Source organism: Luteitalea sp. TBR-22 (assembly GCF_016865485.1).
Lineage (GTDB): Bacteria > Acidobacteriota > Vicinamibacteria > Vicinamibacterales > Vicinamibacteraceae > Luteitalea.
Genome location: NZ_AP024452.1, coordinates 569,702 through 592,478, shown reverse-complemented (window position 1 = coordinate 592,478; position 22,777 = coordinate 569,702). Strand labels below are relative to the sequence as shown.

General features: G+C 70.4%; 20 protein-coding genes. 9 read left to right on the top strand and 11 right to left on the bottom strand.

Annotation, left to right across the window (positions count from 1 at the left end):
• The first annotated feature begins 51 nt into the window (after window positions 1-51).
• Together eno and gpmI are read left to right on the top strand one after the other, a co-directional pair.
• Entirely contained in the window at window positions 52-1,359 is a 1,308-nt protein-coding gene (gene eno, locus TBR22_RS02470; protein ID WP_239491372.1) for a phosphopyruvate hydratase, read from the top strand.
• 103 nt (window positions 1,360-1,462) lie between these two features.
• On the top strand, window positions 1,463-3,001 hold the full coding sequence (gene gpmI / locus TBR22_RS02465; RefSeq protein WP_239491371.1) for a 2,3-bisphosphoglycerate-independent phosphoglycerate mutase: 1,539 nt from the start codon (window positions 1,463-1,465) through the stop codon (window positions 2,999-3,001).
• Window positions 3,002-3,160: 159 nt separating this feature from the next.
• Here gpmI and TBR22_RS02460 read toward each other — a convergent pair whose 3' ends face one another.
• Complete coding sequence (locus TBR22_RS02460; RefSeq protein WP_239491370.1) at window positions 3,161-3,460, bottom strand: hypothetical protein; 300 nt, start codon at window positions 3,458-3,460, stop codon at window positions 3,161-3,163.
• 220 nt (window positions 3,461-3,680) lie between these two features.
• Here TBR22_RS02460 and TBR22_RS02455 point away from each other — a divergent pair, with 220 nt between their 5' ends.
• The 3 genes from TBR22_RS02455 (at window position 3,681) to TBR22_RS02445 (ending at window position 6,094) form a co-directional block, all read left to right on the top strand.
• A complete protein-coding gene (locus TBR22_RS02455; RefSeq protein WP_239491369.1) occupies window positions 3,681-4,661 on the top strand; it encodes an ABC transporter ATP-binding protein in 981 nt (326 codons plus the stop codon).
• Window positions 4,661-5,533: an ATP-binding cassette domain-containing protein gene (locus TBR22_RS02450; protein WP_305068764.1), complete on the top strand. Its 873-nt coding sequence runs from the start codon at window positions 4,661-4,663 to the stop codon at window positions 5,531-5,533. Before TBR22_RS02455 ends, TBR22_RS02450 begins: the two co-directional genes overlap by 1 nt.
• Window positions 5,534-5,701: 168 nt before the next feature.
• A complete protein-coding gene (locus tag TBR22_RS02445; protein WP_239491368.1) occupies window positions 5,702-6,094 on the top strand; it encodes a VOC family protein in 393 nt (130 codons plus the stop codon).
• A gap of 16 nt (window positions 6,095-6,110) precedes the next feature.
• Here the strand turns inward: TBR22_RS02445 and TBR22_RS02440 are convergent, their stop codons facing one another.
• The 10 genes from TBR22_RS02440 to TBR22_RS02395 form a co-directional block, all read right to left on the bottom strand.
• Complete coding sequence (locus TBR22_RS02440) at window positions 6,111-6,950, bottom strand: glutaminyl-peptide cyclotransferase (RefSeq protein WP_239491367.1); 840 nt, start codon at window positions 6,948-6,950, stop codon at window positions 6,111-6,113.
• 261 nt (window positions 6,951-7,211) lie between these two features.
• Entirely contained in the window at window positions 7,212-8,171 is a 960-nt protein-coding gene (locus TBR22_RS02435; RefSeq protein WP_239491366.1) for a GDSL-type esterase/lipase family protein, read from the bottom strand.
• A 178-nt stretch (window positions 8,172-8,349) separates the two neighbouring features.
• Entirely contained in the window at window positions 8,350-9,051 is a 702-nt protein-coding gene (locus TBR22_RS02430; protein ID WP_239491365.1) for an ABC transporter ATP-binding protein, read from the bottom strand.
• Between the two features lie 147 nt (window positions 9,052-9,198).
• Complete coding sequence (locus tag TBR22_RS02425) at window positions 9,199-9,798, bottom strand: hypothetical protein (protein WP_239491364.1); 600 nt, start codon at window positions 9,796-9,798, stop codon at window positions 9,199-9,201.
• Window positions 9,799-9,802: 4 nt separating this feature from the next.
• Window positions 9,803-10,288 (bottom strand): SRPBCC family protein, encoded by a 486-nt coding sequence (locus tag TBR22_RS02420; RefSeq protein ID WP_239491363.1) that lies wholly within the window; start codon window positions 10,286-10,288, stop codon window positions 9,803-9,805.
• 106 nt (window positions 10,289-10,394) lie between these two features.
• Complete coding sequence (gene acs, locus TBR22_RS02415; protein ID WP_239491362.1) at window positions 10,395-12,359, bottom strand: acetate--CoA ligase; 1,965 nt, start codon at window positions 12,357-12,359, stop codon at window positions 10,395-10,397.
• 192 nt (window positions 12,360-12,551) lie between these two features.
• Window positions 12,552-13,835: a carboxymuconolactone decarboxylase family protein gene (locus TBR22_RS02410; protein WP_239491361.1), complete on the bottom strand. Its 1,284-nt coding sequence runs from the start codon at window positions 13,833-13,835 to the stop codon at window positions 12,552-12,554.
• A gap of 14 nt (window positions 13,836-13,849) precedes the next feature.
• Complete coding sequence (locus TBR22_RS02405; protein WP_239491360.1) at window positions 13,850-17,068, bottom strand: TonB-dependent receptor; 3,219 nt, start codon at window positions 17,066-17,068, stop codon at window positions 13,850-13,852.
• A gap of 143 nt (window positions 17,069-17,211) precedes the next feature.
• Window positions 17,212-18,129, bottom strand: a complete 918-nt coding sequence (locus TBR22_RS02400) for a phosphatase PAP2 family protein (protein WP_239491359.1) — start codon at window positions 18,127-18,129, stop codon at window positions 17,212-17,214.
• Window positions 18,113-18,643 (bottom strand): hypothetical protein, encoded by a 531-nt coding sequence (locus TBR22_RS02395; RefSeq protein ID WP_239491358.1) that lies wholly within the window; start codon window positions 18,641-18,643, stop codon window positions 18,113-18,115. The genes TBR22_RS02400 and TBR22_RS02395 overlap by 17 nt, the downstream gene beginning before the upstream one ends.
• Window positions 18,644-18,739: 96 nt before the next feature.
• Here TBR22_RS02395 and TBR22_RS02390 point away from each other — a divergent pair, with 96 nt between their 5' ends.
• From TBR22_RS02390 to TBR22_RS02375, 4 genes are all read left to right on the top strand, one after another.
• Entirely contained in the window at window positions 18,740-19,282 is a 543-nt protein-coding gene (locus TBR22_RS02390; protein WP_239491357.1) for a methyltransferase domain-containing protein, read from the top strand.
• 155 nt (window positions 19,283-19,437) lie between these two features.
• Window positions 19,438-20,514, top strand: coding sequence for an energy transducer TonB (locus TBR22_RS02385; protein WP_239491356.1), 1,077 nt, complete (start codon window positions 19,438-19,440; stop codon window positions 20,512-20,514).
• Window positions 20,515-20,523: 9 nt separating this feature from the next.
• Window positions 20,524-21,408 carry a hypothetical protein gene (locus tag TBR22_RS02380; RefSeq protein ID WP_239491355.1) on the top strand — a complete coding sequence of 295 codons (885 nt, stop codon included), beginning with the start codon at window positions 20,524-20,526 and terminating at the stop codon, window positions 21,406-21,408.
• A gap of 108 nt (window positions 21,409-21,516) precedes the next feature.
• Window positions 21,517-22,542 (top strand): VWA domain-containing protein, encoded by a 1,026-nt coding sequence (locus TBR22_RS02375; RefSeq protein WP_239491354.1) that lies wholly within the window; start codon window positions 21,517-21,519, stop codon window positions 22,540-22,542.
• Window positions 22,543-22,777 lie beyond the last annotated feature (235 nt).

Here is a 22,777-nt window from a genome sequence, read left to right as displayed (position 1 = left end):
CTCCCGACTCCCGACTCCCGATTCCCGTCTTTCCCTGAGGAGCCCTACGCAGTGATCATCAAGCAGGTCATCGGACGCGAGATTCTCGACTCGCGCGGCAATCCCACCGTCGAAGTCGACATCACCCTCGACAGCGGCGCCTTCGGGCGCGCGGCAGTGCCCTCGGGCGCGTCGACCGGCGAGCGCGAGGCGCTCGAGCTGCGCGACGGCGACAAGGGCCGCTACCTCGGGAAGGGCGTCCGGAAGGCGGTCGCCAACATCAACGGCGAGATCGCCAACGCCATCGTCGGCAAGGAGTTCGACCAGACCTCGCTCGACGACACGATGATTGGCCTCGACGGCACCGAGTTCAAGAGCCGCCTTGGCGCCAACGCGCTGCTCGGCGTGTCGATGGCGGCGCTGCACGCCGGCGCCGCCGAGAAGAAGGTGCCGCTGTACGAGTACATCGGCGCGCTGCGTCACGCGCTCGCCGGTGGCGGCGCGGCCGACCTGTTGCCGTCGCCGATGATGAACATCCTCAACGGCGGCGCCCACGCCGACAGCTCGGTGGACTTCCAGGAGTTCATGGTGATGCCGCTCGGCGCGCCCAGCTTCTCGGAGGGCCTGCGCTGGGGCGCCGAGATCTTCCACACGCTGCGCGGCATCCTGAAGGGCCGCGGCCTGTCGACCGGCGTCGGCGACGAGGGCGGCTTCGCGCCGAGCCTCAAGAGCAACCAGGACGCCCTCGACGTCGTGATGGAGGCAATCACGAAGGCCGGCTTCAAGCCGGGCGAGCAGGTGTGGATCGCGCTCGACACGGCGTCCAGCGAGCTGTACAAGGACGGCCAGTACGTGTTCAAGAAGTCGGGCTCGCCCACCCGCACCAGCGAGCAGATGGTCGAGCTGTTCACCGACTGGGTCCGCCAGTACCCGATCTGCTCGATCGAGGACGGCCTGGCCGAGAACGACTGGGACGGCTGGAAGCTGATGACCCAGACGCTCGGCGACAAGGTGCAGCTGGTGGGCGACGACGCCTTCGTGACCAACCCGAAGATCCTGAGCGAGGGCATCGCCTACGGCATCTGCAACTCGCTGCTGGTCAAGGTCAACCAGATCGGCACGGTCACCGAGACGCTCCGCGCGATGAAGATCGCCTGGGACGCCGGCTACACGACGATCGCCTCGCACCGCTCGGGCGAGACCGAGGACAGCACCATCGCCGACCTCGCCGTGGGCACCCGCGCCGGCCAGATCAAGACCGGCTCGGCCAGCCGCAGCGACCGTACGGCCAAGTACAACCAGCTGCTGCGCATCGAGCAGGAGCTGGGCAGCAAGGCCAAGTACGCCGGCAAGTCGGCCATCAAGCAGTTCAAGGCTTAGGGCTCAGAATGAAGGGGGGCGAGCTCCAGCGTATCGACTCCCCTTCATCCTGAATCCTGAACGCTGAATCACTCCATCCGCTTCAACGCACGAACAGGGAACCATGTCGAGCAAGCGCGCCCCCGTGGCGCTCATCATCCTTGACGGTTGGGGCCTCCGCGAGGAGGCCGACCAGAACGCCGTGAAGCTGGCCGAACCGCCGGTCTTCACGAAGCTCTGGGCCACCTACCCGCACGCCACCCTGCAGGCCTCCGGTGAAGCGGTGGGCCTGCCAGCCGGGCAGATGGGCAACTCCGAGGTCGGCCACACCAACCTCGGCGCGGGGCGCACGGTCTACCAGGACCTGACGCGCATCGACAAGGCCATCAGTGACGGCACGTTCGCGCAGACCCCGGCGCTGCGTGCCGCCATCCAGGCCGCCATCGACAAGGGCACGGCCGTGCACCTGCTCGGCCTGCTGTCGGACGGCGGCGTGCACAGCCACCAGCAGCACCTCCACGCGCTGCTCCACCTGGCCAGGGACATGGGCGCGCCGAAGGTGTTCGTGCACGTGATCACCGACGGCCGCGACACCTCGCCGCAGGGCGGGCGCGGCTACGTGCGCGAGCTCGAGGCGGTGTGCGCCCAGACCGGCGCGCGCATCGCCAGCGTGTCCGGGCGCTACTACGCCATGGACCGCGACAAGCGCTGGGAGCGCGTCAAGCTCGCCTACGACGCCATCGTCACGGGGACGGCGCCCCAGGGCTCCACCGCCGGAGGGGTCATCGCCGAGGCGTACGACAAGGGGACGACCGACGAGTTCATCCTGCCGGCGACGCTGGTGGACGACCGGCGCCAGCCCATCGGCCCCATGGCCGACGGCGACTCGGTGATCTTCTTCAACTTCCGCGCCGACCGGGCCCGCCAGATCATCCGCGCGCTGCTCGCGGACGACTTCGACGGCTTCCCTACGGGCTCCCGCCCGAAGGTCCAGCTGACGACGTTCACCGAGTACGACGCGACGTACCCGTACCCGATCGCGTTCCCACCGCAGGCCGCCACGCAGTACTTCGGCGAGGTGCTGCAGGCGCACGGGCTCACCAACATGCGCCTGGCCGAGACGGAGAAGTACCCGCACGTCACGTACTTCTTCAACGGCGGCGTCGAGACGCCGTTCGCCGGCGAGGATCGCGTGCTGCTGCCGTCGCCGAAGGTGGCCACCTACGACCTGCAGCCGGAGATGAGCGCGTCAGGGGTCGCCGACGCGTTCGTCGACAGCGTGTCCAACCGCAAGCACGACGTCATCATCTGCAACTTCGCCAACCCGGACATGGTGGGACACACCGGGAGGCTCGACGCGGCGATCGCGGCGATCAAGGCCGTCGACGCGTGCCTGGGCCGCTGCATCGACGCCCTGCTCGCGGTCGGCGGCACGGCCATCGTCACGGCCGACCACGGCAACGCCGAGCAGATGTGGGACTACGAGCTGAACGCCCCGCACACGGCCCACACCACCAACCTGGTGCCCGTGATCCTGGTGGGGCCGGACACGGCGGGCAAGACGATCCACGACGGCGCGCTGACCGACGTGTCGCCGACGCTGCTGCACCTGCTGGGGCTGCCGCAGCCGGCGGAGATGACGGGGAAGAGCCTGATCGACTGAGGTGGCAATTTGAGATTGGAAATTTGAAATTCGGGCGCGCCGGCTTCGCCTCGCGCGGCGAGGGCCGGAGGCCAGGCCGCCCGCAATTTCGATTTTCAAATTCCGAATTGCCAGCACATGCACGAAGGGCCCGCTGATACCAGCGGGCCCTTCGTGTCTCTAGACCTCTTCCGTCGCCGCATCCGTGGCGATGCGCAGCGACTTGAGGAAGCGGCGGTCGTTGTCGGTCATGGCCACGTGGCGGGTGGCATGGGAGGGGCGCCTGGCCGGCGTGGCCGCGCGCCTGGGCGGCTGGCCCGACCGGGCAGCGAAGCCGATCTCGGCGTCGAGGGTCACCCGCAGGTCGTACCCGGCTTCCCGCGCACGCGCCCGGCAGGCATCGACGCGCGGGTCAGAGGCGACGGCCTCGGCCATGGCGGCAGCCAGATCCTTCGCCAGGCGGTTCAGGGTGTCGTCCACGCTGTTCTCCCTTCGGGCACGCGGGGGAATGCCCTGCGCCCAGCCCGACGAGGCACACCGGATCTGCGGGGAGGATCGGTGCGGTCGGGCGACAGCTGCGTTTCATGAAGCGGCGGTCCAGATGTGATCGACGGATCTTGGCGGATTGTATCGACCGGTGTCCCCCCACCGCAAGGCGTCCCGCCGGAGGGCCGGGTGGTACGATCGGCCCGCCGTCGCCATGCCGCTGCTCTCCGTCCGTCACCTCTCGACAGGATTCCCCCACGGGGACCGGTGGCTCCCGGCCGTCCAGGACGTGAGCTTCGAGATCGCCGCAGGGGAGACGCTGGCGCTGGTCGGCGAGTCGGGCAGCGGCAAGTCGCTGACCGCCTTCTCCCTGCTGCGGCTGGTGCCGCCTCCCGGGCGCATCATCGCCGGCGAGATTCGCCTCGACGGCCAGGACCTCATGGCCCTTCCGGAAGCGGAGATGGAGAAGGTGCGCGGCGCCCGCATCTCGCTGATCTTCCAGGAGCCGATGAGCGCCCTCAACCCGGTGCTGACCATCGGCAGCCAGCTCGTCGAGGCGATGACCGTGCACGGGCGCGGCGGCACCGACCCGAAGACCGCGGCCCTGGACCTGCTCGCCACCGTCCGCATGGACGACCCGGCGCGCCGTTTCGGGGAGTATCCGCACCAGTTGTCCGGCGGGCTGCGGCAACGGGCCCTGATCGCCCTGGCCCTCTGCTGCCGCCCGGCGCTGCTGGTGGCCGACGAGCCCACCACCGCGCTCGACGTGACCATCCAGGCCGAGATCCTCAACCTGCTCCGCCAGTTGAAGCACGAGTTCGGCCTGTCCCTCCTGCTCATCACCCACGACCTCGGCGTCGTCGCGCACACGGCCGACCGGGTCGCGGTCATGTACGCCGGCCGGATCGTCGAGGTCGGCCCGGTGCGGGCCCTGTTCAAGAACCCCGCCCACCCGTACACGCAGGCGCTCCTGCGGGCGATGCCCGGGTCGACGCACAGCGCGCGGCGACTCGAGCCGATCGAGGGGCAGGTGCCGGCGCTCGACAGGCAGCCGCCGGGATGCGCCTTCGCGCCGCGGTGCGCCTGGCGCCACGACGCCTGCGACGCCGCGCCGCCCGACATGTACCCGGTCGACGAGACCCATGCGTCGCGGTGCGTGCTGGTGCGCGAGGCCGCCGAGCTCGCCCGAGAGTGATGCCGCTGCTCGAGGTCGAGGGACTCGGCAAGCGCTACGAGCAGCGCGCCCTGTGGCGCCCGGCGCGCGTGACCGACGCCGTGCGCGACGTGAGCTTCGCCATCGACCCCGGAGAGACGTTCGGGCTGGTCGGCGAGTCGGGCTCCGGCAAGACGACCACGGGCCGGTGCGTGCTGCGGTTGATCGAGCCGACGTCAGGGCACGTGCGGTTCCGGGGCGAGGACGTGCTGGCGCTCGACCGGAAGCGACTGCGCGCATTGCGACGGCAGATGCAGATGGTCTTCCAGGACCCGTATGCGTCGCTGAACCCGCGGCATCGCGTGTCGACGATCCTCGAGGAGCCGCTCGACATCCACCAGGTGGGCACGCCGACGTGGCGCAGGGCCCGCGCCATCGAGCTGCTGGAACTCGTGGGCCTCGACCGCGACGCCATCACGCGGTATCCCCACGAGTTCAGCGGCGGCCAGCGTCAACGGATCGGCATCGCCCGGGCGCTCGCGCTCGAGCCGTCGCTGATCGTCGCCGACGAGCCGGTGTCGGCGCTCGACGTCTCCGTGCAGGCGCAGATCGTCAACCTGCTGGCGCAGCTGCAGCAGCAGTTGTCGCTGACGTATCTGTTCATCTCGCACGACCTTCGCCTCGTGCGCCACATCTGCACGCGGGTGGCCGTGATGTACCGGGGACGCATCGTCGAGCTGGCTCCCGTCGCGGCGCTGTTCGATTCGCCGCGCCATCCCTACACGCGCGCCCTCCTGTCGGCCGTGCCCGTGCCCGACCCCGACGTGCCGCCGCAGCGCATCGCCTTCGATCCGGCGAGCGTGGATCTCGACGCCCCACTGACGGAAGTGGCGCCGGGACATTACTCGCGCTGAGCGTCGCGCGGGCGCGCCGCTCAGCGCATGACGGCCTTCGGCCTTCGTTCTTCGGCCTTGGAGGCCTGCGCCCTCCTTCGGCATTCCCGACGGCCCAAGGCCGAATGCCCAAGGCCGAGAGTGACGGCTGCCATGACGAAGGCCGAGCTCTGTGCTACCGTGCCGCGCATGCCCGGACCACTGACTGCTGCCGCCATCGGCCAGATCGCACTGACCGTGGCCGACATCCCCGCCGCCGTCGCGTTCTACCGCGACGTCCTCGGCCTGACGCTGCTCTTCGAGGCGCCGCCGAACCTCGCCTTCCTCCGGGCTGGCGACATCCGGTTGATGCTGACGCTGCCCGAGGACGGCCCCGGCCCGCCGGGAACGGCGTCGGTGCTCTATTTCAAGGTGAGCGGCATCGTGGAGACCGAGGCCGCCTTGCGCCAGAACGGCGCGAGCTTCGAGAAGGGTGCGCACTGCATCGCGGTCATGCCCGACCACGAGCTCTGGATGGCGTTCTTCCGCGATCCTTCGGGCAACCTGCTCGGATTGATGGAGGAGAAGCGCCCGTCGACGTAGCTCGGGGCGAGTCCCGTCAGCCCCGCCTGACGAACTTCACCTCGAAGACCCACGGCCACAGCTTGCCGGTGATGAGGAAGTTGCCGGTCTTCGGATCGTGAGCGATGCCGTTGAGCACGTCCACGCCGCGTGAGCGCTCGGTGGCGGTGAGCAGGTTCGACATGTCGATCCAGGCCGTCACCACGCCCGTCTTCGGGTCGATGCGCGCGATCCGGTCTTCCTGCCAGATGTTGGCGTAGAGCGCGCCGTCGACGTACTCGAGCTCGTTGATGCGCTCGATGGCGCGATCGCCGTCCCGGACGCGCAGCCGGCCTATCTCCTCTTGCGTCTCCGGGTTCCAGAAGCGCAGCGTGTCGGATCCGTCGCTCATGATGAGCCGCTGCCCGTCGTAGGTGAGCCCCCAGCCCTCGCCGCTGTAGGTGAACTCCTTCAGCTTCGCGAAGGTCTTGCGGTCGTACACGAAGCCGACGCCGGTCTGGTAGGTGAGCTGCACGATGCGGTCGCCGACCACCGCGATGCCCTCGCCGAAGTACTTGCTGTCGAGCTCGATTCGCTGCAATGCCGCGCCGGTCTGCAGGTCGACGCGCTTGAGCGACGACTGCCCGTGCAGGCCCGTGCCCTCGTAGAGCTGCCCGTCGGCGATGGTCAGGCCCTGCGTGAACGACGCCGGGTCGTGCGGGTGGCTCTTGATGATCTCGTAGCCGTAGGACTCGACCGCCGGTGCTGCCGTGGCGACGGCTGCAGGTCGGGCCTGCGTCGACGCTTCGGGTGCGGGCGTGGACGAGGATGCGCCGCAGGCGACGACGAGCGACGAGGCCCCGAGCAGGGCGACGGCGAGGCGGGACGGGAGGGACATGGGGAACAACTTTAACGCTTAACGTTTGACGTTTAACGCCTGACGTTTGACGTTTGACGTTTGACGTTTGATGACGATTGGCCCAGACGTCGACCGGCCGCTCGGACGTAGGCGTCGACCTTGGTCGACGCTGAGGGGGGCGACCGGGGAGGGACCCGGTTGACCGTCGCGCAGTCGTGACGCCTGGACAGGGTCGACTCGGCTTCGCATTCCCGGCATCGCGGCTTGCCCTGAGCGACGTCGAAGGGCATCGCGGCCTTCTCAACCGGCGGTTCGCTCGAAGAGCCGTCGGATGACCTCGAAGTACGTCTCGGCGATGAGGTCGTAGCCGGCCGGGGTCGGGTGCAGGCCATCAGTGCCGATGAGCGGCGACTGCTCGCCGCCAAACGCAGCGTACAGGTCGGCGCAGCCGGTCTGGTAGCGACGACACAGGTCGAGGATGCGGCCGTTGATGTTCCGGATGTCGGCGGGCGGCGTCGTGCCTTTCGACGAGTTCGGCCGCTGCGGCGTGAGCGTGGCCAGGATCACCGACACGCGACGGCCCTGCGCGTCGCGCGTGATGCGCTCGAGGCGCGTGATCACGTCGGTGATCGAGCGGGCGCCCTCTGTGTTCAGGTCATTGGCGCCGCCCTGCAGGATCAGCACCTGCGCGTTGCTCTGCCGCAGCGCCGCCGGGTAGCGGTCCTCGATCTGGTCCATGAACTGCCCGGGCACGCCGGCGTTGGTGAGCGTGAACGACTGGTCCGGGTAGCGCTCGCGCAGCAGGAACTCCAGCTTCTGGACGTACGTGTCGCCCTGCAGCACGCGCTCGAGGCGCGACGTGGTGCCGAACGTGAAGCTGTCGCCGAGCGAGAGGAACCGCTCCACCGAGAGCGTCGGCGCGATCGCCACCGTGACGCCGAAGTTGCAGGAGGTGGTCTGCGCGCGCGCGTCAGTGGCCGTGCAACTCACGGTCGAGGAACCGACAGGCACGGCGACGCCCGAGGCCGGCGTGCACGCGACGCTCACGGGAGCAGTGCCACCGGTGGCCTGCGGCGTGACGTACGTCAACGGCACCGGCTGCCCGGTGGTCGTGCGCAGCGCGACCGGCGCCGGGCACGTCAATGCCAGCGGCGCGGCCGTCGGCGTGGTGGGTTGGGTGGGCGTGGACGGGGACGAGGACCCGCCGCCACAGGCGGCAAGGGTCAGGGCGGCGGAGGCCGCCGCGAGCAGGCGGCGCATTCTGCCCAGATTCTGCGCTGGCAATTTGAAATTTTGAAATTCGAAATTGATGGGTGCGCGACTTCGGCGCTGCCCCTCGGGACAGAGGTAGGGCGCGGTCTCCGACCGCGCCGTTAGCCAGCCAACGGCGGGGTGAGGACACCCCGCCCTACCTGATCTCGAATTTCGAATTGCCGCCTCAGTGGGTGGCGGCGAACGCGTGACGCGGGATGTCCTTCTCCACCTGGCCGTCGCGGATCGAGATGATGCGGTGCGCGTGCGCGGCGATGTCGGGCTCGTGGGTCACCAGGACGATGGTGTTGCCGCCCTGGTGGAGGCGCTCGAACAGCGCCATGATCTCGACGCCGGTCTTCGAGTCGAGATTGCCCGTCGGCTCGTCGGCCAGCAGGATCGACGGGTTGTTCACGAGCGCGCGCGCGATGGCCACGCGCTGGCGCTGGCCGCCCGAGAGCTCGTTCGGCTTGTGGTTCATGCGCTGCTCGAGCTCGACCTTCGCCAGGGCCGCCTTGGCGCGCTCGGAGCGCTCGTTGGCGCCGACGCCGGCGTAGACGAGCGGCAACTCGACGTTGTGGAGCGCCGAGGCGCGCGGCAGCAGGTTGAACGTCTGGAAGACGAAGCCGATCTCCTCGTTCCTGATGCGCGCCAGCTCGTCGTCGTCCATCCGGCTGACCTCCTTGTCGTTCAGGAGGTAGGTGCCCTTGCTCGGGGTGTCGAGGCAGCCGATCAGGTTCATCAGCGTCGACTTGCCCGACCCCGACGGCCCCATGATCGCGACGTACTCCCCTCGCTGGATCTCGATGTTCACGCCGCGCAGGGCGTGGATCTCCTCGGAACCCATGACGTAGGTCTTCCAGAGGTCGCGCGTCTCGATGAGGGCCATGGCAACAGCTTAGTACGGCCCCGGCAGCGCACGGGTTCCGGGGCGTCCCCTGCCGATTGGAAATCTGAACGTTGAAATTCTCGGGGGCGGGCTGTCGCCCGGCCCCATCGATGCCTTCGAAGGCCCAAGGCCGAAGGACGAAGGCCTTCAGGGGGTATTCGTCGGCCGCTGCCCGACCGGCACGTTCGGCAGCGGGTCAGCGTGAGGCACGTGGACCACCACCTCGAGGTCTTCCTCGCCCGGGGCCGGGTATCGGGCCCAGAGGATGCGACGCTCGCCGGCCGCCAGGGGGGTGACGTCGCGGCTCCCGAGTGGGGCGTTCTGGCCGTCGCGCAGCACGAAGAACTTGTGCTCGTGGCTCAGGTCGGCCAGGTACACCTCCGCGAGCGTGCCACGGTCGGGCCCATCGGCGCTGAAACGCTGCGAGATGTCGAGGGCCGGAGAGCCAGCCGCCGCCGTGTACGTCACGGCCAGGCGCAGTTCGAGAGTGTCGGCCGCCACCCGGTCGAGCGAGACCACGCCGATGGTCAGGTGGCCCTCCTCCCCGGTCGTCTCGGCCAGCACGGGAGGCGGGGCGGGCGCGGCAGGACCAGCCGGCGCTGGCGCCGGGCGCGGCGTGTCGGACCGGCGGAGCGCCCCGATGGCCAGCAAGGCCGCGAGGACGAGCGTGAGGCCGGCCGCGGGCAGCAGCCAACGTTGGCGCGACGACGGGGGCGGCGGGGCGGGAGGAAGCTGGGTATCTGTCACGCGGTCACGCGTCGATCTTGTCTCGCTTGCAGGCAAGCGCTTCGGCGCGCCTCCGGACCAGGCGCACCATGATCCACATCACCATGGCATGCAGCCTGGCATCCAGCAGAGCGGCCCGGTACAGGCGCCCCTTCCACCCGGGGAAGACGGCGAAGGTCTCGGCGATGAGACGAGAGCGGCCGGGCCCGCGTTGCTCGATGCGGAACACCAGCTGGTAGCGGGCGAACCGGTGCCGCCCGGCCAGGGCGTACGTGGCCGGCGGCACGACCTCGCAGACCGCGAAGCCGGGCCGCTCGGCACCCAGGACATGAGACCCCAGGCCGTTGCTGGCAGCCGGATCGGCCGCCCAGGCCCACGCGAACGCACGCAACGCGATCGAGGGGTGGGCGCCCGGCGAGAGCGCGAGCACCGCGTCCCACACGTCGCGGGCCGGGGCCTCGATGTCGACGCTGTAGGCGTCGATAAAGGGCAGGAGCGCGTCGTCGGGCACGGACTCCTTTGTATCAGGATCCGGGAGTCGGGAGTCGGGAGTCGGGAGTCGGGAGTGGGGAGACGGGAGTCGGGTGTCGCGCCCTACCCGATTCCCCACTCCCGTCCTAGTCTTCGTGCGTCTCGTACTGAGCCTTCAGCTTGGCGACCACGTTCGGGTCGGCCAGCGTCGTGGTGTCGCCGATGGCCTTGCCCTCGGCGATGTCGCGCAGCAGGCGACGCATGATCTTGCCCGACCGCGTCTTGGGCAGGTCGGCCGCGAAGTGGATCTCCTCGGGCCGGGCAAGCGCGCCGATCTTCTTGACCACGTGCTCACGCAGCGCCTCGACCAGCGTGAACGAGCTGTGCTGGCCGTCCTTGAGCGTGACGAAGGCCGTGATCGACTGGCCCTTGATGTCGTGGGTCCGGCCCACGACTGCCGCTTCCGCGACGGCCGGGTGGTCGACCAGCGCGCTCTCGACCTCCATCGTGCCGATCCGGTGGCCGCTGACGTTCAGCACGTCGTCGACGCGGCCGAGCAGCCAGATGCAGCCGTCGGCGTCGACGCGGGCGCCATCGCCGGCGAAGTAGGCGCCATCGGGCCACTTCTTCCAGTAGGCCGAGACGTAGCGCGCCTCGTTGCCGTAGATGCCGCGCAGCATCGCCGGCCACGGCTTGCTGATGGTGAGGAGGCCGCCGCCCTGCTTGATCGGCTCGCCCTTCTCGTTGCGGACCTCGATGCTGATCCCCGGGAACGGGTGGGTCGCCGAGCCGGGCTTGGTCGTGGTGAGGCCGGGCAACGGCGTGATCATGATCTGCCCCGTCTCGGTCTGCCACCACGTGTCGACGATCGGGCAGCGCTGGCCGCCGATGTGCTCGTGGTACCACATCCACGCCTCGGGGTTGATCGGCTCGCCCACCGACCCGAGCAGGCGGATGCTGCTCAGGTCGTGCCGGGCGGGCAGGTCCTCGCCCCAGCGCATGAAGGCGCGGATTGCGGTCGGCGCCGTGTAGAAGATGGTGACGCCGTGGCGCTCGATGATGCTCCAGAAGCGATCGCGCTCGGGCCAGTCCGGCGCGCCTTCGTACATGAACACCGTGGCGCCCGCCGCGAGCGGCCCGTACACCACGTAGCTGTGGCCGGTCACCCAGCCGATGTCGGCCGTGCACCAGTAGACGTCGTCGTCCTTGAGGTCGAAGACCGCCCTGGCGGTTGCCATCGTGCCCGTCAGGTAGCCGCCCGTCGTGTGGACGATGCCCTTCGGCTTCCCGGTGGTGCCGGAGGTGTAGAGGATGTACAGCATGTCCTCGCTGTCCATCGCCTCGGGCTCGCACCACTTCTCGACGTCCTGCACGATGCGGTGATACCAGTGGTCGCGGCCCTCGGTGACGTGCACCGGGAAGCGATCCGACGAATCACGCTTGACGATGAGGACGTTGCGGATCGACGGGGTGTGCTTGAGCGCCTCGTCGGCGATCTGCTTGAGCGGCAGCAGCGAGCCGCGGCGATACCCGCCATCGGCCGTGATGAGCAGCGAGCACTGGCAGTCGTTGATGCGGTCGGCGAGCGCCTCGGCGCTGAAGCCGCCGAACACCACCGTGTGAATCGCGCCGATGCGAGCGCAGGCCAGCATGGCGATGGCCAGCTCGGGGATGAGCGGCATGTACATCGCCACGCGGTCGCCGCGCTTGACGCCGAGCGACTTGAGGACGTTGGCGGCGAGGTTCACCTCGCGCTGCAGGTCGTAGTAGGTGAGCGTGCGGCGGTCGCCGGGCTCGCCCTCCCAGATGATGGCGGCCTTGTTCCGCTTCCCGCCGCGGACGTGGCGGTCGGCGCAGTTGACCGACGCGTTGAGCTTGCCGCCGACGAACCACTTGGCGTGCGGCGCATTCCACTCGAGCACCGTCGAGAACGGCGTCATCCACTCGAGCTGCCTGGCCTGCTCGGCCCAGAAGGCCTCGGGGTCGGCCGCCGCCTTCGCGTAGACGCCGGGGTCGGACAGGTTCGCGGTCCGGGTGAACGCTTCGGAGGGGGGGAAGGTGCGTTGCTCGTCGAGCAGCGCCTGGATGTCGTTGGAAGAAGACTCCGCCATGGGCGGAAACGATATCAAAAGAGCAAGGTAAGAAGAGTAGAAGAGTAAAAGGAAGAAGGCAGGGCGGGAAGGCGGAAGGCCGGACGGCTTCCGAAGTGGCGAAGCCGGCAAGGCCTGCCTTCTGCCGTCGAACCTTCTGCCCCCTTGGCGTTCCTTCGCCCTTCCCGCTCTGCCTTCTGCTCTTCTGCCCTTCTACTCTTCTTCCTTTTTCGGTGTGCCGTACGTCTCCTGGTACACCTTGACCGCCTCGTCCTCGGAGGGGAGCTTCAGGTTGTCCGTGAACCGGTTCATGAAGGCGAACGTGCAGGTCTGGAGCAGCACTTCGACGGCGCCGCGGGGGCCGAATTCGGTGGTCAGGGCGGCCCAGTCGGCGTCGCTGACCCTGGTCGGGTCGCCGGTCACCTGGCGGGCGAAGAGCACGGCGGTGCGCTCGCGCGGGGTCAGGGCCGTGTCGTCCTTCTGCAGGGCGACCAGACGCGCCGGGTCGACGCCGATGCGCCGCAGCCCCAGCACCTGGTGACGCACGCAGTATCGGCACCCGTTCATCGTCGACACCGCCAGCGACACCTGCAGCTTGACGTCGCGGCCCACCTCCTCGTGCTCGCGAAGGGCCGTTCCGAGCGCGCGCCACGGCAGCGCCAGGCCGGGGGCCCGGAACATGGCGCGCATGGAGTTGGCGATGCCGAGCCCGAGCCCGCCCTTCTGGGCGGCCGGGTCCTTCGCTGCCGCGGCGGCCGCGGCGGTGGCCGCCATCTCGGCGTCGGAGATCAGGCCGATCCGGGGCGCCCCCTTGTCCTCGACCACGTGGGGCAGCGGCACGGACGGGCGCTCGAACGCCCACGGCTCGACCGGCAGGCGGGCGGCCTCGGCCAGCCGCGCCATGTGGTTGAAGAACGCCGTCACGATGGTCAGCTCGACGATCTCGCTGTCGGTGAAGTGGGCCCCGACGTTGGTGAACTGCTCGTCGGTCACGCCGTGCACGTCGCGGGTCAGCGACTCGGCGTACGCCAGGGCCAGCCGCTGCCGCGCCGACAGGGATGTGCCGTTTCCGTCGCGGAAGACGGGGCGCCAGGCCGGTTCCTCGGGGGAGGCGGCGATGACGCGCACCATGTGCGCCGCCAGGTACGGGCTCCTGAGGATCTGCGCCACCCGCAGGCCCATGGCGGCGCGGGTCGACGTGGCGACGCTGCCCTCGAAGAGCACCGCGCGCACCATGTCGGCCATCGGGCGTACCGCTTCCGGCACCACGCCCATCGCCCGGACGACGTTGGGCACGTCGGGGCCGTAGAGCTTCAGCTCGGGCTCGGTCGGCCAGGCGACCTGCCGCGACAGATCGACCCGCGACTGCGCCTGTACGCGAGCCCGGGCCGCCTTCTCGAGTTGCGGCAGCGACGGCAACGCCTCGTCGGCAGCGCCGGCGGCGTGAGGAGTGAGGAGCGCCGCCACGAGGGCGAGCGCGGGCAGTCGGAACGACATCGTGGCCATCCTGATCAGAAGACGAAACGCGCGCCCACCTGCATGGTGCGTGCGTCGAAGGCCTGCGTGGACTTGCCGAACGTGGCCAGCGACAGGTCCGCGTTCGGGAGGAACAGGTTGAGGGTGTTCAGGGCGTTGAAGACGTCGACGCGCACCTGCAGCTGGCGACGACCGCCCATCGAGAAGCCGCGCATGATCGAGGCATCGAGCGACAGGTACCGCGGCCCGCGGAACGTGTTGCGCCCCAGCGTGCCGTTGCGCCCGGGCGCCGGCTTCGGGAACGCGCTGGCCGGGAACAGGCCGTCCAGGAAGTCGTCCTGCGAGAACGACGTCGCGATGCTGCCGGCCGCGGGCGCGTCGGGTCGATCGTAGAAGCCGCCGCCGACCGCGCCGCCGCCGCCGTCGGCATTGTAGTCGCCGCCGGCGGCGAACGCGGCCCCGTTCCAGACCGAGAACGGCCGCCCGGACTGCGCCGAGAAGATGCTCGACACCTGCCAGTTGCGCAGCAGCATCGGCAGCAACCCGCTGCGTCCGGCAAACGCCTGCGGCGCCCACACGACGGTCGCGGCGACGCGATGCGGCACGTCGAACAACGAGGGCGCCTTCTCGCAGCGCAGGCACGACACGTCCTGTGCCCCCTTGCCCGGCTCCGAGTTGTCCTGGAACTGTCCCGTCGAGGTGTCCGACGAGGTGTCGAGCCACTTCGAGTAGCGGTAGTTGGCCGAGAACGAGAGCCCGCCGGCGAACTCGCGCCGGACCTCCGACGTGAACGCGTGGTACGAGGACGACACGCCGTTGGTCACGAACAACAGCACGCTGAAGTTCGGGTTGATGCGGTCCTCGCGGCCGTCGAGCAGGTCGCCCGCGAAGCGGTTCACGTCGTCGATGCGCTCGAGGTTCACGCCGCGCGTGCCCACGTACCCGAGCTCGACACGCCAGCGCTGCCCGAGGCGCTGCTGCCCGTTGAGGAACCAGCTCTGGGTGTACTGGGTCTTGATCGTCGGGTTGACGACGAAGCCGGTCGTGCGGATGGGCGGCTCGCCGGGCCGGCTCTGCACGCCACCCTGGGCGTTGAGGCCGCGGCCGAACTCCGGGTTCATCGGCACGGGGATGTCGTAGAGGATCGTCGTGCCGATGCCCGTGGAGGGCTGGATGACGCCCTGCACGGCGTCCGGCGGCAGCGCGCGGGCGCCGGAGATCGACTGGCCGTGGTGGGGCTGGTACGCGAGCGAGTAACCGGTGCGGATCGACGTGCGGCCGGTGCCGCGCGGATCCCACGCGATCCCGAGGCGCGGCGACACGTTGAACCGCTCGGGCCGGTACAGGCGATCGACGCGGCCGATGGCCGCGGTCCGGAGCTGCTCCTCGAAGGTCGCGCCGGGGCCGAGGATCACCGACGACAGGCGGCCCTCGCGCTCCGACACCGTGCCGAAGTAGTCGTGGCGCAGGCCGAGGCTGATGCTCAGGCGATCGGAGACGGTCCACTGGTCCTGGATGAACGCGCCGCTCTCGTACTGCGTGAAGTAGCGGGGAAAGTTGGTCGGCTCGCCCGTGGTCGGCTCGACGGTGAGGGTCTGCCGGAACGGACGGTCCGCGATGAAGTCGCCGATCGAGTTGAAGGCGAACGTGCCCGCCTGGGCCGGCCCGACGGCCAGGTCCTTGGTGATGCGGCGGACCTCGAGGCCCATGCGGATGGCGTGACGGCCGCGATCGAGCGTCAGCACGTCGCGGATCTCGAGCGTCCCAAGGCGGCTCGCGTCGAGGAACACGTCGCCGTAGGGGGCGGTCATGCCGGTCACGGTGATCGTCGGCACGATCGCGTCGGGGTCGCCGCGCTCCACGTCGGTCAGCTGGTAGGCGACGCGCACGTCGTTGACGGCGTGGCCGAAGACGCTGGTGTAGCCGGTGTTGAGGTTGCCGAACCAGCCCGTGAAGGGGCCGCGGCTGCCGCGAAGCGCACGCCCGAGCGTCGCGGCGTTCGAGCTCGTGCCGCCCTCGTCGCGCTGCTGCTCGGCGATGACGCGAATGGCGAGCCTGTCGCGCGAGCTGACCACATGGTCGATGCGCGCGATGTACTGATCGAACCGCACGTCGTCGGCGATCGTGACGTTGGCGCGGGCAATCGCCGGGATGGGGCCCTCGGGGGTGACGAGCACGCGCTGGTCGAGGTACCCGTTGCCGCTGCGCACCGGCGTCGGCGCCGGGAACTCGCGGAACAGGCGCGCCGCGACGCTGCCGGGGGACACACGCTGGACGTAGTCGCGCAGTTCGGGCGTCTCCACCTGGTAGCTGTAGGGACGTTCGATGTCGTTGCGGGTGCCCTCGTAGGCGCCGAAGAAGAAGGTGCGGTTGCGCCGCAACGGCCCGCCCACCGAGCCGCCGAACTGGTGGAAGTCCTGCTGCGGCTTGGTCGTCGCGAAGTAGTTGGTGGCGTTGAGCGCGTCGTTGCGGTGGTACTCGTACAGGCGACCGGTGGTCGTGTTGTTGCCGGCGCGCACCTGGACGTTGATGACCGACCCGTTGCCACGCCCGAACTCGGCGGCGAAGTTCGACGTCTGCACCGACACCTCGTCGACCGCCTCGGCGCTGGGCACGATGGCCGGCTCGCCGCTGTTGTTCGGGTTGGTGTTCATCGCGCCGTCGAGCACGTAGTTGTTGCCACGATAGCGGTTGCCGTTGACGGTGACGACCGGCGAACTCGTGAGCTTGGTGGAGTTTGCCGCGCCCGGTACGAGCGCCGCGCCGGCGCTCAACGACGGCAGCAGGAAGATGTCGCGCTGCGGCAGGGGCAGGTCCTGCACGGCCTTGCGGTCGAAGGTCTCCGACAGCCGCGGGTCACGCGACGCGGCGATGGTGACGCGCGAGGCGGTGACGTCCACCTGCTCGGCCAGCCCGCCAGCATCGGGCAGATCCACGGTGACGTCGACGGTGGCGCCGCTGGCGAGGCGAAGGTCCGACTGCCCCACCGGCTGGAATCCCTGCGCCTCCACGAGCAGCACGTAGTCGCCCGGCGTCAGACCGGCGAGCAGGAACGTCCCCTCGGGCGTCGTCGAGGTGTTGCGCGACTGCCCGGTGGCGGCGTGCGTGACCGTGACCGTGCCGCCGCCGACGGGCCGGCCGTCGAGGGCGCGGACGTGCCCCTTCAGCGAGGCGTCCGTGAGCTGCGCAGAGGCGCGGCCGGGCGCAAGGATGGCGGACAGCAGGAGGACGAGCGCGAAGAGCCTGGCGAGCATGGAGTGCTGACCGACACACGGGCACCAGGAGCGACGGAAACGCGGGTCGCCGATGAGCCACGCGATGAGGGACGCGTCAGCGTAGCGACCCGGCTGTAGGGGGCAAATAGTACGAACGCGGTAGGCGACCCGGCACGATTGAATCAGGCGCGGACATCAAACGAGACTGGACGGCGAGCAGATCCGTAGGCCTGCCAGGCGACCACGGACACGCCGAACAGCGCGATCGAGAGGAGCACGTCGACCGCGTAGTGCGCCCCCGAGAGCACGGTCGCCGCACAGAGCGCCAGGTTGAGCAGGGCGATGGGCACGAGCACCCACCATCGCTCGCGCACCACCCACGTGACCACCAGCGCGCCGGCGACGTGGAACGACGGCGCCGACACCAGGCCGGTCACCGCGCGGTAGTCGATCAGGGTGAGGGCGCCACTGCGGAAGCCGGCGAACTGCGCGATGAAGTCGCCCTGCGGCAGCGTCGACGTGAAGCCGTACCACTGGAACGCGCAGGCCGCCGGGAACCACGCGAAGCAGGCGATCGTCGCCAGCAGGCAGGCGTGCAGCAGGAAGACATACTCCCAGAGCGCCCGTCGCAGGCCGAGCAGCACCAGCACCGGCGGCGCGACGAGGATCTGCAGGCCGAACGAGCCGTACGCCCACGCCAGTGCCGCGGCGACGCGTGGATGCGCCCGGGTCCACGCCGCCAGGTCGGGCACGTGCACGCCCAGCGCCCGATCCGCGGCAGCCAGCCACGGATCGATGACCGGGCGCGCCAGGGCGGCCCCCGCGTACTGCATCGGCACGCTGGTCAGGCAGAGCGCCACGACCAGCGCGAAGGCGATCAGGCCGTCGGGCACCATCCAGTCCAGCGGCCCTGCGGGGCGTCGACGCACGAACACGACCGCCACACCCAGGGCGGCCGCCATCACGACGATGGGCCAGGCGAGGCTCGAGGCGTCTACACGGAGCCCGAGCCGTGCGCAGGCCAGCAGCGCCAGCGACAGACCGGCGGCCTGCACCGCCGCCAGTTGCCACGCCAGCCTGTACTCACTGCTCGGGGGCATGCGGCCGGCCGGGATCGACAAAGCCCGGCACCGGCGGCGGGGGCGGCGCAGACGGCTTGAAGATGGCCATGCCGAGCAGGCCGCCGAGCGACGCGAAGATCGCGTTGACGCACAGGCCGAGCAGGAACGACAACACCGAGATGACGCCCCCGACGCCACCGCGCGCCAGCGACTGCAGGGTGCCGCGCATCTCGGGCGGAATGTCGTTGCCGCCCTGATCGAGGAGGCGCTGCAGCACGTCGGCGCCCATCGGCCCCGTGATCATGTGGACGGGGATCGCGATCAGCGCGGCGAAGACGGCGCCCGCCACGCCGGCCAGGGCGCCAGTGATGGCCGCGTCCACGCCGTCGACCGGCGTGGGCTGCGCCTGCTGCAGCAGGTAGGTGGCCACCACGCCGCCGAGTACCACCCAGGCGCAGCACAGGCAGTTGCCCATCGAGATGACGGGAAGCGCCGACAGCACCCCGATGACGAGTCCGCCGACCAGCGCCGGCTGCAGCTTCGATGCGCGCATGGCGTCACTCTACTGCACACCACCCGCGCCGTGCGCGCGTCGGTTCGCCGTCCGACGGGCCGCAGCGCCGCGGCGACGCGATGGTAGGCTGGGGGCGTGTCGCTCGCCGAGGTCTTCGCATCGAACGTGCTGGTCCGCTGGCTGCGCGGCGACCCGGGCCGTTACGACCTGCTGACGCGCATGATCGACGCCCGCCTCGGTGACCGCCTGCTGACGGTCGGCGCCGGCGACGCGGGCCTGGTCGCCGCCCTCGCGAAGGTCACGGGCCTGAGCGGCAAGGCGATCGCGCTGGCCACGACCGCCGAGGACGCCAACACCCTGCACCTGGCCGCGGAACGGGCCGGCGTGCTCGTGGAGGTCGCCGAGGTCGAGGCCGCCACCTGGCCGTTTGCCGAAGGCGACTTCGATCTGGTCGTCGTCGACGCCGCCTCGGCTCCGGTGGCCGACGTCCTGCCCGAGATTCGGCGGGTGCTCCGGTCGGGCGGACGCGTCGTGCTGGTGGTACGCCACAAAGCGCCCGGCGCACCGCCGCCGGCCGAGGTCCAGGCCACCTGTGCCGCTCACTTCCGCGGAGCCCGGGTCCTCTTCGACCGGGACGGCGCTGCCATCGTCGAGGCGCTCAAGGGGCAGCCCGGCTGAAGTGTCCCCACGGCAGGACACGCCTGTCCTGCCCGTCGCGCCCGGCAAGCCCGCTGGCGCGTTTCCCGCGAAAGATCGCCAGATTTCGCCCCGGTGGGCATCGGGCACGGTTGTTGCGCTGAGAGTCGGCGTTCATACACCCCGCGGGGGGACGGATGCCACACACACCTCTCACGCTGCCCGACGTCTTCACCGCCCGCGAGATCGCCAGGGCTGCCGGAGTACGTCCCAAGCTGGTCGCCGACCTGATCGCGGCCGGGACGTTGCGCAGCATCGACGGGGAGTTCGTCGCACCGGACGACGCCGTGGATGCCGCCCGTCGACTGCGCGCCGGCCTGCCGTTCCCGCTGGCCAACGCGGCCGCGGTCACCGCCACGCCCGGATCGTTGTTCTCCCGCGCCAACGGCTCCAGGCGCTCGCCGGGCCTGCCGGCCGCCGCCTCGGCGGCCGTGCACGGCGCGATGATCGGCGGCCTCCTGCTGGCCACGCTGGTGCCGCTCGGCTCGACGTCGGCGCAGGCCATCGAGCGCCCCGCCGAGAAGATGCGCCTGGTCTACCTGAATTTGCCGGGTCCCGGCGGCGGCGGTGGCGGCGGCGGGCTGCGCATGAAGACGCCGGCGCCGCAGGCACGGCGTGAAGGCACGTCGCCGCTGAAGAGCCCGCTCCCCGAACGCAAGCCCGTCGTGGAGAAGCCGGCCCCGACCATCGAGGAGCCGCCTCCCACGCCGAAGGCCCCCGAGCCGCTCCCGCCGGTCGAGGCGCCGGTGGCTGCCCGCAGCCACGATGCCGACACGCAGGCCGGCGTGCTCGAGCAGCGCCCGCCAGCCCCACCCAGCCGTGGATCGGGTGACGGAGGCGGTGCGGGCACCGGCTCGGGAACCGGCCTCGGCGAGGGGCAGGGCTCCGGTGTCGGCGAGGGCGAAGGGGGCGGCGAGGGCGGTGGCCCGTTCCGCCCCGGCAGCGGCATCCAGCCGCCGCGCCTGCTGAACGAAGTGAAGCCCGACTACACCGAGGACGCGCGGCGCCGCGGGGTGGAGGGCGAGGTGGTGCTCGAAATCGTGGTGCGGCGCGACGGACGCGTGGGCGACGTGCGCGTGCTGCGCGGACTGGGTGCCGGCCTCGACCAGCAGGCCATCCAGGCCGTGCGTCGCTGGTCGTTCGCGGCCGCGACGCGCAAGGGTCGCCCCGTCGACGTCATCGTCGAAGTCGCCGTCGAATTCAGGTTGCGCTGAGGAACTCCCATGTTCATCGTCACCATTGCCGCCCTCGTGATGGCCGCCAGCCTCGGCTGGTTCGCATACCGCCTGCTGCGTGAAGAACAGCGTCGGTCCGACGCGCGCGTCGCGGTGCTGACCGCCGCGCTCGACGGTGACTCTGCGTACGCCGCCGGCCTGCCACGCGCGACGCCCGTGGGCTTTGCCGCCCGGGCCGCCGCGCCGGCGGCGGCCGCGCCGCAGGTGGTGGGACCGCGCACTCCCGACGTGGTCTATCTCGAGTCGGACACGCAGCAGCTGCGGGCGTTCAGGAGCGAGGCCGTCGACGACGACGCGCCGACGATCGACGCGCCGTTGCACGATGCGCTGGCGCACCAGTGGGCGACGACCTCGTCGCCAACGCCGTCCGACGGTCCTGCGGCGCGCACCGGCGGACTTTTCGGCGAGGGGCCGGACACGGCGACCGGCACCGACCTGCGCAAGTTCATCGCGCTCGGTGGCCTGGTGCTGGTGAGCCTGATCGCCGCCGCCTATCTGCTGTTCGGTCGCCCGGCGACGCCGGCGGCAACCTCCACGACCGCCCCGACCCAGGCACTGGCCACGACCGGCATTCCGCTCGAACTGGAGGCACTGGGTCACGAGCGGAACGGCAACACGCTGCTGGTGCGTGGCCGCGTCAAGAACCCCGTGGCCGGCTCGGCGCGCACCAGCCTGGTTGCCAGCGTGATGCTGCTCGACCAGGCCGGCGGCTTCCTCGGCAGCGCACGGACGCCCGTCGATGCCGCCCGCTTGCGGCCGGGCGAGGCAGCGAGCTTCGCGGTCGAGCTCCCCGTGCACAAGGACGGACGCCGCTACCGCGTCACGTTCCGCGGCCCCGACGGCGCGCTGGTGCCGCACGTGGACAAGCGGTAGAACCGGCGGCCTTCGGCAGGCGGCCTTCGGCCTTCGTATCGGTCACAACCGTCAAGCGTCGGGTCATTCGACATCAGGCGTTAAGCGTCAAGCGTCAGGCGTTCACCCATGATCACCACCCTTCGTCGCTCGCTCGTTCTCCCCCTGGTCGCGGCGGCTTCGGTCGTGCCGCTCGCAGCGCAGGACGGCTTCAAGTTCCGCAGCACGACGGAGCTGATCAACGTCACCGCGACGGTCACCGACGCGTCGGGGCGGTTCGTGTCCAACCTCCGCAAGGAGGACTTCGTGGTGTACGAGGACGGCGAGCGCCAGCAGATCTCGCACTTCAGCAGCGAGCGCGTCCCGGTGAGCCTCGGCATCGTGCTCGACGTGAGCGGCAGCATGTCGGGCGAGAAGTTCCGGGCCGCGCAGGCGGCGCTGGATCGGTTCATGTACGACCTGCTCGCGCCGGAGGACGAGCTGTTCCTCCTGAGCTTCTCGGACCGCACCGACCTGGTGAGCGACTGGACCACCGACCGCCGCCAGTTGTCGGCGGGCCTGCAGCAGATTCGCCCGCGCGGCGGCACCGCCCTCTATGACGCGGTGGCCGAGGCCGTGCCCATGGCGCAGGGCGGACGTCACAAGAAGAAGGCGGTGGTCGTGATTTCCGACGGCAACGACACCGACAGCAGCACGGATCCGGTGGCGCTGCAGCGGCTGATCCGCGAAACGGAAGTGCTCGTCTACGCAATCGGCATCGATGGCGGCGGCACGCCGAGCGGCTACTCGTCGGGTGGCACCTGGCAGGGACCGGCGCGCGTGCAGCTGCCCTTCCCCTTCCCGTTCCCCGGCGGCACCTGGGGGGGCGGTCGGCAGCCGCGCACCGGCAGCCGCGGTCGCACCGGCAACGACGACGCGGTGAACGTGAACGTGCTGCGGGCGATCACCGACGACAGCGGCGGCCGCACCGAGGTGATCCGCTACGCGAACGACCTCGACCCGACCACCGCGAGCATCGCCGACGAGCTCTCGCGCCAGTACTCGATCGGGTACGTGCCCCCGCGGGCCCGCGACGGTCGTTGGCACGCCATCCGCGTCGACGTGACCGGCGGCCGCCACCAGGTCCGTGCCCGGCGGGGGTATCTGGCGCAGTAGTACCGGGTACCGGGCACCGGGCAGCGCGCGCCGGGCAGCGGGCAGCGGGCAGCGGGTAGCGGGTAATGGGCAGCGCGCCCTGGTACGCGCTGCCGGACAGTTCTTCGCCGAAGCGGAGTTCGTTCGGCTTCGGCATCGGCGTTTCACAGCCCTTCCCCCGTCGCCGCCGGGAAGCGCGCGGGGGCAGGCCGCCACCAGTGTCCCGATGGGCCGGGAGCCCTGAAGGCGCTGGTGG

Bases quoted from the DNA above. Each gene is read 5' to 3' on its own strand.
- gpmI (WP_239491371.1), top strand. From the start codon at position 1,463: ATGTCGAGCAAGCGCGCCCCCGTGGCGCTCATCATCCTTGACGGTTGG.
- TBR22_RS02455 (WP_239491369.1), top strand. From the start codon at position 3,681: ATGCCGCTGCTCTCCGTCCGTCACCTCTCGACAGGATTCCCCCACGGG.
- TBR22_RS02450 (WP_305068764.1), top strand. From the start codon at position 4,661: ATGCCGCTGCTCGAGGTCGAGGGACTCGGCAAGCGCTACGAGCAGCGC.
- TBR22_RS02445 (WP_239491368.1), top strand. From the start codon at position 5,702: ATGCCCGGACCACTGACTGCTGCCGCCATCGGCCAGATCGCACTGACC.
- TBR22_RS02440 (WP_239491367.1), bottom strand. From the start codon at position 6,950: ATGTCCCTCCCGTCCCGCCTCGCCGTCGCCCTGCTCGGGGCCTCGTCG.
- TBR22_RS02435 (WP_239491366.1), bottom strand. From the start codon at position 8,171: ATGCGCCGCCTGCTCGCGGCGGCCTCCGCCGCCCTGACCCTTGCCGCC.
- TBR22_RS02430 (WP_239491365.1), bottom strand. From the start codon at position 9,051: ATGGCCCTCATCGAGACGCGCGACCTCTGGAAGACCTACGTCATGGGT.
- acs (WP_239491362.1), bottom strand. From the start codon at position 12,359: ATGGCGGAGTCTTCTTCCAACGACATCCAGGCGCTGCTCGACGAGCAA.
- TBR22_RS02410 (WP_239491361.1), bottom strand. From the start codon at position 13,835: ATGTCGTTCCGACTGCCCGCGCTCGCCCTCGTGGCGGCGCTCCTCACT.
- TBR22_RS02405 (WP_239491360.1), bottom strand. From the start codon at position 17,068: ATGCTCGCCAGGCTCTTCGCGCTCGTCCTCCTGCTGTCCGCCATCCTT.
- TBR22_RS02400 (WP_239491359.1), bottom strand. From the start codon at position 18,129: ATGCCCCCGAGCAGTGAGTACAGGCTGGCGTGGCAACTGGCGGCGGTG.
- TBR22_RS02395 (WP_239491358.1), bottom strand. From the start codon at position 18,643: ATGCGCGCATCGAAGCTGCAGCCGGCGCTGGTCGGCGGACTCGTCATC.
- TBR22_RS02385 (WP_239491356.1), top strand. From the start codon at position 19,438: ATGCCACACACACCTCTCACGCTGCCCGACGTCTTCACCGCCCGCGAG.
- TBR22_RS02380 (WP_239491355.1), top strand. From the start codon at position 20,524: ATGTTCATCGTCACCATTGCCGCCCTCGTGATGGCCGCCAGCCTCGGC.
- TBR22_RS02375 (WP_239491354.1), top strand. From the start codon at position 21,517: ATGATCACCACCCTTCGTCGCTCGCTCGTTCTCCCCCTGGTCGCGGCG.